Genomic DNA, 11,072 nt, shown 5'->3' with positions numbered 1-11,072 from the left:
CTGGGAGGGCGCATGAGTCCACAAATCGCAACGATCATCGGTCTGGTGATCATGTTCATCGTTGCCACCGCGATGCCGATCAACATGGGCGCCGTCGCCTTCGCGCTGGCCTTCATCATCGGCGGGCTGTGGGTCGACATGGGGGGCAAAGAGGTGCTGGCCGGCTTCCCCGGCGATCTGTTCCTGACCCTGGTCGGCATCACCTATCTGTTCGCCATCGCGCAGAAGAACGGCACCATCGACCTGCTGGTGCACTGGGCAGTGAAAGCGGTGCGCGGCCATATCGTGGCCATTCCGTGGGTGATGTTCGTGATCACCGCAGTGCTGACCGCCTTCGGTGCGCTGGGCCCGGCAGCGGTGGCCATCATCGGTCCGGTCGCGCTGCGCTTTGCCAAGCAGTACAACATCAACCCGTTGATGATGGGCCTGCTGGTCATCCATGGCGCACAGGCGGGCGGCTTCTCGCCGATCAGCGTGTACGGCAGCATCACCAACGGCGTGGTGCAGAAGGCCGGGCTGGAAGTGACCGAGATGGCGGTGTTCCTGACCAGCCTGGGCTTCAACTTCATGATGGCGACGATCTGCTTCTTCGCCTTCGGTGGCATCGCCCTGCTGCGTCGTGGCTCGATCACCGCGGCGGGAATGGTCGGCAACGCGGAACTGGCGATGGCCGGTGGCCCGCAGGCATCGTCGCGCCAGTTCGCGATCGAAGGCCACGGCGCGCTGGTGGCCGCCGGTGGTGGCACCCTGTCCAATGATCCGGTGGCACTGGATGCGGTGAGCCTGACCCGCGAGCGGTTGTTCACCCTGGTCGGCCTGCTTGGCCTGGGCGTGGCCGCGCTGATCTACAACCTCAACGTAGGTCTGGTGTCGATCACTGTGGCGGTGGTGCTGGCACTGCTTTCGCCGCAGAGCCAGAAAGGCGCGGTCGATGGCATCAGCTGGTCCACCGTGCTGCTGATCTGCGGCGTGGTGACCTACATCGGTGTGCTGGAACATGCCGGTGCGGTGGACTTCATCGGCAACGGTGTCTCCGACATCGGCATCCCGCTGCTCGGTGCGCTGCTGGTCTGCTACGTCGGCGGCATCGTCTCCGCATTCGCCTCATCGGCGGCGGTACTCGGCGCGACGATTCCATTGGCGGTGCCGTTCCTGATGCAGGGCCACCTCAGCGCGGCCGGCGTGATCTGTGCGCTGGCGGTGTCATCCACCATCGTCGATGTCAGCCCGTTCTCGACCAATGGCGCATTGGTGGTGGCCTCGGCCGCCAAGGAAGAGCGCGAGACGCTGTTCCGCCGCTTCCTGGTCTACAGCGGACTGGTGGTGGCGCTGGGGCCGCTGCTGGCCTGGCTGGTATTCGTGGTGCCGGGCTGGATGTAATCATCCCAACGGTGGTGCCAGCCGCTGGCCGGCAATCTCATGAAGCCATCCAGCGATCATGGGTTGCCGGCCAGCGGCCGGCACTACCTGGCGGTACACTTCCTCCATGGCTATTGCCCCTGCCCCACGTTCACCGAAGAAGCGCGCGCCTCTGTATGAAGAGGTGGCCGAACACGTGCGCGAGCGCATCTACGATTACCGGCTGCCGCCGGGCGAGTGGATCGACGAGCCCGCGCTGTGCGAAGAACTGGGCATCAGCCGCACACCCCTGCGCGAGGCGCTGAAGCTGCTGGCCGCCGAAGGCCTGGTGCAGATCGATGCCGGTCGTGGCAGCCGGGTCACCCGTTTGACGCTGGAAGACCTCAACCAGCTGTTCCCGGTGATGGCGATGCTGGAAGGCCGCTGCGCGCATGAGGCGGTGAAGCACATCGACGACGCCGGCGTGCAGCAGCTCGAAGACCTGCATGCGGCAATGGAAGCGGCGGCGGCCGAAGGCAACATCGCCGAGTACTACCGCAACAACTACCTGATCCACGAAACCGTGCAGCACTACGCGGGCAACCCCTGGCTGATCCGCATCACCCACGATCTGCACCGCATCCTGAAGATGCATCGCGGCCGCCAGCTGCTGACCCCCGGGCGCACCGCGCAGTCGCTGGCCGAACACCGCGAGTTGATGGAATGCTTCCGCCGCCGCGATGCGCAGGCCGCCGAACGCACCATGGAGCGCCATCTGCTGAGCCAGGGCCAGGCGTTGGCTGCCTATGTGGCGGCGGGCGGGCTGTTGAACGTGCCGGCGCCGTTGCCGACCGAAGGCGGCGGCTGAGCGCACAGGGTTGCCGGCCAGCGGCCGGCACTACCAGGACGTGACCTTGGCGGGCACCCTGGGACGTCTCATCAATCGCCGCCACCGCAGCTGCCGCCGTCACCCCCACCACCATCACTGCTGCAGTCGGAACTGCTGTGGCTGTGATGGCTGTGGTTGTCACCGGAATAGCCACCTGAGCTGTCGTAGCTTGCGCCGCCATCCGCCCGGCTGCCCGAGCCATCGGCCGTGGCTACTGCCATGCACAGGATCGCGCCGACCAGCGGCAGCAGCCAGACCAGCAGCAACTGCACCGTCCGGCCGCCCGCCGTCAGGCCGTCACGCTGCGCGATCACCACGGTGGCCACCACGTTCAGGCCCAGCACCAGCAGGACCAGCAGAAGGGCAACGATCAGCATTCGGCGGCTCCGTGCCTGGACTGGGGGCATTATGGCCTGCCACCCCGGCAATGGCCCTGCCTGTCATGAAGATGGGACAATGTAGGGCGCGCCGGCCTGCCCGCAAGGCCGCCGGCCCCCCTGCACCACACGGAAGAAGAAGAACAACAACATGCTGAAAGTCATTTTCGATACCGACCCGGGCGTCGACGACGCCCTGGCCCTGCTGTACCTGCACAAGCACCCGCAGATCGACCTGATCGGCGTCACCACCACCTTCGGCAACGCCTCGGTGGAGTCGACCACGCACAATGCGCTGTACCTGAAGCAGGCCTGGGGCTTTGCCGCCCCGGTCGCGCGCGGTGCCGGTGGCCCGCTGCAGCCCGAAGCTACCCCGGAAGCCTGGCCGGTGCACATCCACGGCCACAACGGCCTGGGCAACCACCCGGTGCCGGCCAGCCTGGACGTGGCCGTCGATGCGCGCCCGGCGGCCCAGCTGATCATCGATCTGGTCCGCGCCCATCCGGGCGAAGTGACCCTGGTCGCGGTCGGCCGCATGACCAACCTGGCCCTTGCCCTGCAGCAGGCTCCGGACATCGCCGGCCTGGTGCGCGGCGTGGTGCTGATGGGCGGCGCCTTCCACGTCAACGGCAACATCACCCCGGCCGCCGAGGCCAACATCTGGGGCGACGCCGAAGCAGCCGACATTGTGTTCACCGCGCAGTGGCCGGTCACGGCGATCGGGCTGGATGTCACCACCCGCGTGGAAATGAACCGCGACGGCCTGGACAAGCTGGCCGCCATCGGCGGTGCCGACGCCGAGCTGGTCCGTGCGCTGTCGCAGGACTACGTCGACTTCTACCTGCAGGCCGGCCACAAGGGCATGGTCGTGCATGACTGCTGCGCCTGCATCGCGCTGACCCGCCCGGAGCTGTTCCAGTTCGAACGTGCCAGCGTGCGCGTGGCCACCGATGGCGTTGCCCGCGGCATGACCATTCCCAAGCCGGAAGGCATGGGCTTTGGTCCCAGCGTGTGGGACGGCCATGTACTGCAGTCGATTGCCATCGGCGTGGATGCGGCCGCCGTACTGGCCGACATCGAGCAGACCCTGAAGGTCTGATCGGCTAGCGCTTGGCCCTGCCCGGGACCGTCTCGGGCAGGGTCCACAGCACTGGCAACACCAGCACCGCCACCAGCGCGATCATCGCGCCCGGCGCGGCCGCCCAGCCGCTGCGCTCCACCCACCATTGCGCCAGCCAGGGTGTTGCTCCGCCGAAGAATGCGGTGGCCATGGTCACCCCCAGTGCCAGCCCGCTGACCCGGCCCTCGCCCGGGAACTGCTCGGCCGTAGCCGGGGCCGCCACCGCGCTCACACCACCGGCTACACAGGCCAGCAGCACCGCCGCCAGCGCGATGCCCAGCGCCGTCGCCTGTGCCATCCACGCGAACAGGGACAGTGGCAGCAGCGCCGCCAGCAGGGTCAGACCCAGCAGCATCGGGCGTCGCCCGACGCGGTCGGACAATGCGCCACACAACGGCGTGATCGCGATGACCGCGACTGCCGCAATCGTCGACAGCCATAATGCATCGCCCTCGTCGTGACCCTGTGCATGCAGGAACGCCGGCACATAGGTGATGCCCACGTAGTAGGTGATCGAGCCCAGCGCCGAGATCGCAAAGGTGCGTGCCACCGCCAGTGGGTGGTTACGCAATACGTGGCGAAGCGGCGTAGCCGGAATACTGCCCTCGCGACGCTGGCGCTCGAACTCCGGCGATTCGTGCATGCCCGAGCGCGCGACCAGGATCACAACCGCCAACGCCGCGCCGACGAAGAAGGGAATGCGCCAGCCCCAGCTGTCCAGCTGCGCGGTGGGCAGCAGCGCAACCGTAAGCGCGGAGATCGCCACTGCCAGCAGCGCCCCCACTTCACTGGCCGCCGAAGCGAGCGAGGTCACCAGCCCGCGTCGCCGCACCGGCGCACTTTCCAGCAGGTACGCCACCACGCCGGTGTATTCGCCGCCTACCGAGAACGCCATCACGCAGCGCAGCACCAGCAGCAGCACGCCCGCCGTGGTACCTGCCGTGGCAGCGGTCGGCAACAGTGCGGTGGCCAGCATCGCCGCTGCCATCAAGGCCATCGACGCCAGCAGCATCCAGCGCCGGCCCAGCCGGTCACCCAGGTGGCCGAAGCACAGCGCACCCAGTGGACGCATCAGATAGGACACCGCGAACCCGGCCAGGGTCACCAGCATCGCCTCCTTGCCGCCGCCGAAGAACACCCGCGACAGCACCGTGGCGAAGTACAGATACAAGGTGAAGTCGTACCACTCCACCACCGTGGACAGGCCGGCCACCCACATCGAGCGCTGCCGCGCGGCAGTCATTGCGTGTTCGCCTTCAACAGCCTCGATCCCGATTGTGCAGGTTCGAGGAGGATGTCATGGCCGGGGTGAAATACCGGTCATCGGCTGTCCGTCGCCTGCATGTACTGGGTTTCATGGCCGGTGAATCGCTCACCGTCAAAGCCGAAGCAGAAGCGACCTTCCTCGAACACACGGTAGACCAGCAACGCGCCGTCGAGGCAGAACTGCGGCTGGTCCACGCCCGTTTCCAGTGTCCCGTAGCCGGTGGCATCTCCGCCTCTCCCTGCTGGTCCGGTGAAGGCATCGAACGGCAGTGGCGTCACCCTGCCCGTGCGGGTATCGACCAGCACCAGCGTGCGCTGGAAGTACTCGGGACGATCATCGACCTGCACCAGCAGATAGTGCTGGTTGAAATTGGGTTTCTGGTGCTGGAGCGCATCTTCGATGGCTGCGCGGTGCCGCGCATCGCAGAAGTCGACCGGGCTGTAGCGGTAGCTGCAGCCGTCGTGGTCGTAGGGCAGGTTCATGCCCGAGTAGCTGACGCCTGCCTGGCTGCCCACATCGCCCCCCGGCTCGGGCGTGCTGCACAGCAGCCACGAACGCTGCGCATCCTCGGGATCGGCCATCAGCTTCGGCTCGCGACCCGCTTCGTAAGGCGCACCACCCGGGAAAGCCTGTCCGAAGCGTTCGCGGACGATCGGACGCGCCTTCTCCAACGGCAGGCCGATCTTCGCACCACGGAACGAAACGAAGGTCATCGTCGGCAGGATCACCTCCTCCACCGGCAGTCCCTTCCACTGCCCCTGCACGCAGAACGTGGCGATCTCGTTCTCCTCGTCCTTCTTGCAGGGTCGTGGCGCATTCGCGGCCAGCCAGGGGTGGGCCGGGCGGTCGGTTTGCTGATCGATGTACCAGCCGTCCAGCGCACAGGTCGGCAGGGCATCCAGCAGCGGGGAGAGATCAGTGGCGGCCGCTGGCGCGACAACCGGCGTGTCTGCACTCGGCGCCTCATCCGATGCGTCAGGCGTGCGCTGGCAGGCCACCGGCAGCAATGCGGCGATCAGCAGCACAGCGTGTCGTCGGCGCCCGGTTGAAGGATGCGTTCCCTGCATTGCGTCTTTCCTGGTTTCAGGACCCAGTGCACATGATCGCCGATCCGCGGCCGACTGGGACGCTGGGTGCGGCGCGACCTCCACGCATGGCGTGGAGCTACTGGGAGTGCCTGCTTCCCGCCCGGTAAGCAGCGTAGGCATCGAGGATCTTCTGCATCCGGGCCTGCTGCTTCACACCCATCGGTGCCCGTGGCACACGCTTCAGCAGCGTCTTCCACATATATCCGGAACGGAAGAAGTACGGGCGCACCTCAAGGAAGGTCAGCACGACATCCACCGTATCTGGATCGCGTTCGGCAAGTTGCTTCAGCGCGTTGGCGTAGCCACCCGGGAAAGCAAGCTGTTCATAGCGCTGGTTGTATTCCGCGCAGGCTGCCGCATGCCGCTGCATTTCTTCCGGGCCACGCCAGCGCGTGCCAGCGGCCTCGCGGATGGCTTGGCGCAGCCGATTGATCTCGTCCGCATTGGCCCGGATCAGGCGTTCCATGGGTGCGCGGCGATGGGACATGGTTCCTTCCATGTGGTCTGTCAGGGGTCAGATCCCTTTCCCGCAGGGAAAGGAATCTGACCCCACTTCAGGTCACGGGGCGCGGCGCAGGGTGATCAAGGTGATCTCAGACGGCACACCGATGCGTGCCGGAAATCCGGCCCAGAGGCCGGCACCGTTGCTCACGTACAGGGTCATGCCGTCCACCTCGTAACGCCCGGACACATAACCGCCATTGGCACGCTTCACAAGCTGGTCCATGCCGATGATCTGGCCGCCATGTGTATGCCCGGACAGCTGCAGCTTCACCCCGCGTGCGGCAGCCTCGCGCGCATTGCGCGGGCGATGGTCGAGCAGGATCACCGGCGCGCCCGGATCAGCACCGGCAAGCGCGGCCTCCAGATCCGGCAGAGGCAGGCCATAGCGGGCCGCCACCGGGTCGGTGACGCCGGCGATGGTCAGCGCTGCATCACCGCGTCGTACCTGCAGGTGGCTGTTCTCCAGCACCTGCATGTGCAGCGCGCGGAACGCCTGCATCCACTCCTGGTATTGCGCGTAGTACTCGTGATTGCCGGTGATGGCGATGACGCCATCCGGTGCATGCAGGTCGGCCAACGGCCGCGCGTCATCGCGGCGGGCCTCGACGCTGCCGTCGATCAGGTCGCCGGTGATCACGGTCAGGTCCGGCGTCAGTGCGTTGCTCTGGTCCACGACCTTGCGTACCCAGTCACCGGTCAACAGGCGGCTGGCATGGATGTCGGTCAGCTGCAGCACGCGATAGCCGTCGAACGAAGCCGGCAGTCCGGCGATGCTCACCTCGATCTGCCGGGGCTTGGGGACGGCCATGCCCTGGCTGACGCCATAGCCACTGACCAGCAGCGCCAGCACACCCGCCACCGGCCGCAGCTTCGGCGCGCGCAGGGCCGATACAGCACGTGGCCTGCGCAGGATCCGCGACAACAGCAGGCCAGCGTCCAGCACCAGCAGGACCAGCGCCAGCAGCAGTACGGCAGTCGAACCCGTGGCCAACGTGGCGATGGCCAGCTTCGGAATTTCCGGCGAGGCCATCGTGCCCCAGAAGGTAGCGACGATGCGCAGCTGCACGGCCACGCCCACCAGCAGCAGCGACAGCACGACCTTCATCCAGATGGGCATGCGCAGTGGCTAGAACAGGCGCCAGGCCACGTACAGGCCCATCAACAAACCGATCGTACTCAGCACTGCAACCATCCGGGAAAGAATGCGGGCCCGCCATGGTGAAGGTTGCGGGCAGTGTTGTGTAGAGCCGAGCCTGCCCTCGGCTTCTCAAAATGCAGCCGAGCATTGGCTCGGCTCTACAACAAGGCGTTGGTCAAGCCAGTCCGTCGATGCGTTCCACCCGCAGGCGCGTGATGCGGCGCTTCTCCATCGCCAGCACGGTGACACGTACACTGGTCACCTCCACCGCATCGCCGACGTCCGGCAGGCGGCCCAGCTGTTCCAGCACCAGCCCGGAGATGGTCATGTAGTCGGCACTGCGCGGCAGCGACACACCGGCCAGGCGCTGCAGATCGTCCAGGGTCAGCGCACCATCGGCCTCCCAGCAATCTTCGCCCTGCGCGACCACGCCATAGCGCTCGTCCTGGGTGTCGACCAGGTCACCGGCAATGGCCGCCAGCAGGTCGTTGGCGGTCACCAGGCCTTCCACGCTGCCGTACTCGTCCACCGCCACCGCCAGCGGTACCGGGTGCTGGCGGATCAGTTCCAGCGCCTGCAATGCGCTGGCACTCGACAGCACGTACTGCGGCTCGCGCAGGTTGGCTTCCAGCTGCAGCGGCCTGCCCTGCAGCAGGTCGGCCAGCAGGTCGCGGCTCTGTACCACGCCGCGCAGGCTGTCCAGATCGCCATCGCCCACCAGCAAGCGAGTGTGCGGCGACGCCACCAGGCGTGCCACCACATCCTCCGGCCCACGCGCCATGTCGATCCACTGCACGTCGGCACGCACGGTCATCACGCTCGACACCGGGCGATCGGCCAGGCCCAGCACGCTGCGGATCATCTCGTGCTCGGCCGGCTGCAGGCGCTCTTCGGCGTCCACCTGCTCGCTGGCTTCTTCGTCGTGATGACCATTGGCCGGGCGCGCGCCGAGCATGCGCAGCACGGCGTCGGCGGTGCGCTGACGGAACGGCTGGCGGCGCTCGTTGCGCTCACGGTTGAAACGCACCCACTGGTTGAAGGCTTCGACCAGGATCGAGAAGGCGATGGCCGCGTACAGATAGCCCTTCGGAATCTTGTAGCCCAGGCCTTCGGCCACCAGGCTGAAACCGATCATCAGCAGGAAGCCCAGGCACAGCACCACCACCGTGGGATGCTTGTTGACGAAGCGGGTCAGCGGCTTGCTGGCCACCAGCATCAGCACCATCGCGATGGTCACCGCGGCATACATCACGCCCAGGTTGTCGACCATGCCCACTGCGGTGATCACCGAGTCCAGCGAGAACACCGCGTCGAGCACCACAATCTGAGCCACCACCATCGCGAAGCTGGCGTAGACCTTCTTGCCATCTTCGTGGTGTTCGCGGCCCTCCAGGCGCTCGTGCAGTTCCATCGTGCCCTTGAACAACAGGAACAAGCCACCGCCCAGCAGGATCAGGTCACGCCCGGAGAAGCTGTGGTCGAACAGCGTGAGCAGCGGCTCGGTCAACTTCATGATCCATGCCAGCGCGGCCAGCAGCACCAGCCGCATCAGCAGCGCCAGCGCCAGGCCGATCACCCGCGCGCGGTCACGCTGGTGCGGCGGTAGTTTGTCGGCAAGGATCGCGATGAACACCAGGTTGTCGATGCCGAGAACGATCTCCAGCACGACCAGGGTTGCAAGGCCCATCCATATCGAGGGGTCAGCCAACCATTCCATTTCAGGTCCGTTTCGTCAGTAGGTAAGGGAAAAGGGGAAACACTCAGTCAGCCTCCTGCGCCTGCGCCGGGTCATGCCCGAGCAGATCGCCAGGCGTGCACTGCAGCTCGCGGCAGATCGCATCCAGCGTGGAAAAGCGGATGGCGCGCGCCTTGCCGGTCTTCAGGATCGACAGGTTGGCCAGGGTGATGTCGATGCGCCCGGCCAGCTCGGACAGGGTCATTCCCCGCTGCTGCAGCATGCGGTCCAGGGTGATGACAATCGCCATCAGATGACACCGTCGAGGTCATCGCGCATCGCCGCACCCACGGCAAACACGCGTGCCAGCACGAACAGCATCAGCACCGCGACCAGGCCGGTGATCGACATGCCGCCACCGACTTCCATCCAGGTGAAGTCCGGGCCCATCCATGCGGCGTAGGCGCCGATCAGGATCGACAGCAGTTCCATCGCCAGCATCAACCACGCCATGCGCTGCAGGCGCTGCGCATTGGCATGGGTGAACGGCCGCTCGCGTGCCGCCGATGCCAGCAGCCGCAGCAGGTGGCGCAGGAACACCAGGCACAGCACCAGCAGCGCGACGATCGCGCCCAGGCCCAGGCAGAAATGCAGGAACAGGTCGTTGCCATGCGCGGCGGCGGCATTGGCGTCGTGGACGCTGTCGAGCAGCCAGCGACGGTCGTGGGCGACCAGCGGCACGGCCAGCAGTGCGGCCAGGATGCCCAGCCAGCACATCGCCCGGACGGCCTGTACGGCGGCCTGGGCCAGGGTGAACAAGCCTCGCGCGGGTCTGGCGCGGGCGGGACGAGCGGTCAAGCGGCCTCCGGTGTTGGGGTGGCTTCGCCGCCCCGGGGTGGATTTATCGATAAACGATATACCACATCCCCGATGAAAAACTGAATCGCGAGCGTGGCCCCTGCATCGGCCGCCGCGCCAGGCCCGGCGCTAGCGTCCGGGCGCAGCCTGTTCCAGCATCGCCTCGCCCGGGGTCGCCGACGCCATCGCCTGCACGCCGGCCTCCGGTGCCTGCCGCGTGACCAGGCGGAAACGGACCTGCAGCCTGCTCTGGCCGGGCGCGGCCCAGCCGTACTGGATGGCGACCTGATCGGCCGAAAGCGGCCCGCGCCCCGGCAGCGAACGTGCCTGCAACGGCTTCGGTGCGGCCAGCATCAACCGTGCGAAGCCCTTCTGCACCACCGCCACATCGGCCTTCTCCGCATACACCGTGCAGGTGCCATCGTCGGCCCAGCTCACCGCATAGCGGCCACTGGCCAGCGGCACCATCCAGGCCACGCCTGGCTGGCCCTGCAGCAGCGTGGCCGCTTCGGCAGGCTGCAACGGCGACAGTCCATTGGATTCCATCAACGACTGCAGCCGCGCCGGGGCACCGATGTGCTGCATGCAGGCGGTATCGAACAGTTCGCTGAAGGGGTCCTGCGCGGAGGCATTGTCCTTGGCCGCTCGCGCGGGCTGTGCCACAGCCAGGGTGGGCAGCAGGGCCAGGACCAGCCAGAACGCAGCGCGCATCGAAACTCCAAAGACGGAAAGCAGCGGGGAGGATGGCAAAGGGCATGCGGGCCGTGCAACTGGCCGACGCTTGACAGCCGGCTGCAGCGGGAGGACTATCAATTAAC

The 11,072-nt window shown here is 66.7% G+C and carries 12 protein-coding genes; 3 read left to right on the top strand and 9 right to left on the bottom strand.

Features of this window, described 5'->3' with window-relative positions:
- The first annotated feature begins 12 nt into the window (after window positions 1-12).
- Together SMAL_RS05525 and SMAL_RS05520 are read left to right on the top strand one after the other, a co-directional pair.
- A complete protein-coding gene (locus tag SMAL_RS05525) occupies window positions 13-1,380 on the top strand; it encodes an SLC13 family permease (protein WP_004147906.1) in 1,368 nt (455 codons plus the stop codon).
- Window positions 1,381-1,486: 106 nt separating this feature from the next.
- The gene (locus SMAL_RS05520; protein WP_012510388.1) at window positions 1,487-2,206 is read left to right on the top strand and encodes a GntR family transcriptional regulator; all 720 of its coding nucleotides are present in this window, start codon (window positions 1,487-1,489) and stop codon (window positions 2,204-2,206) included.
- A 71-nt stretch (window positions 2,207-2,277) separates the two neighbouring features.
- Here the strand turns inward: SMAL_RS05520 and SMAL_RS05515 are convergent, their stop codons facing one another.
- Complete coding sequence (locus tag SMAL_RS05515; RefSeq protein WP_041864487.1) at window positions 2,278-2,604, bottom strand: hypothetical protein; 327 nt, start codon at window positions 2,602-2,604, stop codon at window positions 2,278-2,280.
- Window positions 2,605-2,755: 151 nt separating this feature from the next.
- Between SMAL_RS05515 and SMAL_RS05510 the strand changes: the two genes are divergently transcribed.
- The gene (locus SMAL_RS05510; RefSeq protein WP_012510386.1) at window positions 2,756-3,703 is read left to right on the top strand and encodes a nucleoside hydrolase; all 948 of its coding nucleotides are present in this window, start codon (window positions 2,756-2,758) and stop codon (window positions 3,701-3,703) included.
- 4 nt (window positions 3,704-3,707) lie between these two features.
- On the opposite strand, the gene SMAL_RS05505 is transcribed toward SMAL_RS05510, so the two are convergent.
- From SMAL_RS05505 to SMAL_RS05470, 8 genes are all read right to left on the bottom strand, one after another.
- The gene (locus SMAL_RS05505; RefSeq protein ID WP_012510385.1) at window positions 3,708-4,967 is read right to left on the bottom strand and encodes an MFS transporter; all 1,260 of its coding nucleotides are present in this window, start codon (window positions 4,965-4,967) and stop codon (window positions 3,708-3,710) included.
- A 77-nt stretch (window positions 4,968-5,044) separates the two neighbouring features.
- Window positions 5,045-6,058 (bottom strand): hypothetical protein, encoded by a 1,014-nt coding sequence (locus SMAL_RS05500; protein ID WP_012510384.1) that lies wholly within the window; start codon window positions 6,056-6,058, stop codon window positions 5,045-5,047.
- Between the two features lie 97 nt (window positions 6,059-6,155).
- On the bottom strand, window positions 6,156-6,566 hold the full coding sequence (locus SMAL_RS05495; protein WP_012510383.1) for a hypothetical protein: 411 nt from the start codon (window positions 6,564-6,566) through the stop codon (window positions 6,156-6,158).
- A 72-nt stretch (window positions 6,567-6,638) separates the two neighbouring features.
- Window positions 6,639-7,706, bottom strand: a complete 1,068-nt coding sequence (locus SMAL_RS05490; protein ID WP_332250440.1) for a metallophosphoesterase — start codon at window positions 7,704-7,706, stop codon at window positions 6,639-6,641.
- A 190-nt stretch (window positions 7,707-7,896) separates the two neighbouring features.
- A complete protein-coding gene (locus SMAL_RS05485; protein ID WP_012510381.1) occupies window positions 7,897-9,438 on the bottom strand; it encodes a TerC family protein in 1,542 nt (513 codons plus the stop codon).
- Window positions 9,439-9,481: 43 nt separating this feature from the next.
- Window positions 9,482-9,706, bottom strand: coding sequence for a helix-turn-helix domain-containing protein (locus SMAL_RS05480; protein ID WP_012510380.1), 225 nt, complete (start codon window positions 9,704-9,706; stop codon window positions 9,482-9,484).
- On the bottom strand, window positions 9,706-10,173 hold the full coding sequence (locus tag SMAL_RS05475) for a DUF2975 domain-containing protein (protein WP_012510379.1): 468 nt from the start codon (window positions 10,171-10,173) through the stop codon (window positions 9,706-9,708). Before SMAL_RS05475 ends, SMAL_RS05480 begins: the two co-directional genes overlap by 1 nt.
- 210 nt (window positions 10,174-10,383) lie before the next feature.
- Window positions 10,384-10,965 carry an NMCC_0638 family (lipo)protein gene (locus SMAL_RS05470; RefSeq protein WP_012510378.1) on the bottom strand — a complete coding sequence of 194 codons (582 nt, stop codon included), beginning with the start codon at window positions 10,963-10,965 and terminating at the stop codon, window positions 10,384-10,386.
- Window positions 10,966-11,072: the final 107 nt, after the last annotated feature.

This window comes from Stenotrophomonas maltophilia R551-3 (assembly GCF_000020665.1).
Lineage (GTDB): Bacteria > Pseudomonadota > Gammaproteobacteria > Xanthomonadales > Xanthomonadaceae > Stenotrophomonas > Stenotrophomonas maltophilia_L.
The sequence above is the reverse complement of the archived record's forward strand: the minus strand, read 5'-3'. Positions and strand labels throughout refer to the sequence as shown.

Excerpts from the sequence above, each read along its gene's own strand:
- SMAL_RS05525 (WP_004147906.1), top strand. The coding sequence starts at position 13 with ATGAGTCCACAAATCGCAACGATCATCGGTCTGGTGATCATGTTCATC.
- SMAL_RS05520 (WP_012510388.1), top strand. The coding sequence starts at position 1,487 with ATGGCTATTGCCCCTGCCCCACGTTCACCGAAGAAGCGCGCGCCTCTG.
- SMAL_RS05515 (WP_041864487.1), bottom strand. The coding sequence starts at position 2,604 with ATGCTGATCGTTGCCCTTCTGCTGGTCCTGCTGGTGCTGGGCCTGAAC.
- SMAL_RS05510 (WP_012510386.1), top strand. The coding sequence starts at position 2,756 with ATGCTGAAAGTCATTTTCGATACCGACCCGGGCGTCGACGACGCCCTG.
- SMAL_RS05505 (WP_012510385.1), bottom strand. The coding sequence starts at position 4,967 with ATGACTGCCGCGCGGCAGCGCTCGATGTGGGTGGCCGGCCTGTCCACG.
- SMAL_RS05500 (WP_012510384.1), bottom strand. The coding sequence starts at position 6,058 with ATGCAGGGAACGCATCCTTCAACCGGGCGCCGACGACACGCTGTGCTG.
- SMAL_RS05495 (WP_012510383.1), bottom strand. The coding sequence starts at position 6,566 with ATGTCCCATCGCCGCGCACCCATGGAACGCCTGATCCGGGCCAATGCG.
- SMAL_RS05485 (WP_012510381.1), bottom strand. The coding sequence starts at position 9,438 with ATGGAATGGTTGGCTGACCCCTCGATATGGATGGGCCTTGCAACCCTG.
- SMAL_RS05480 (WP_012510380.1), bottom strand. The coding sequence starts at position 9,706 with ATGGCGATTGTCATCACCCTGGACCGCATGCTGCAGCAGCGGGGAATG.
- SMAL_RS05475 (WP_012510379.1), bottom strand. The coding sequence starts at position 10,173 with ATGTGCTGGCTGGGCATCCTGGCCGCACTGCTGGCCGTGCCGCTGGTC.
- SMAL_RS05470 (WP_012510378.1), bottom strand. The coding sequence starts at position 10,965 with ATGCGCGCTGCGTTCTGGCTGGTCCTGGCCCTGCTGCCCACCCTGGCT.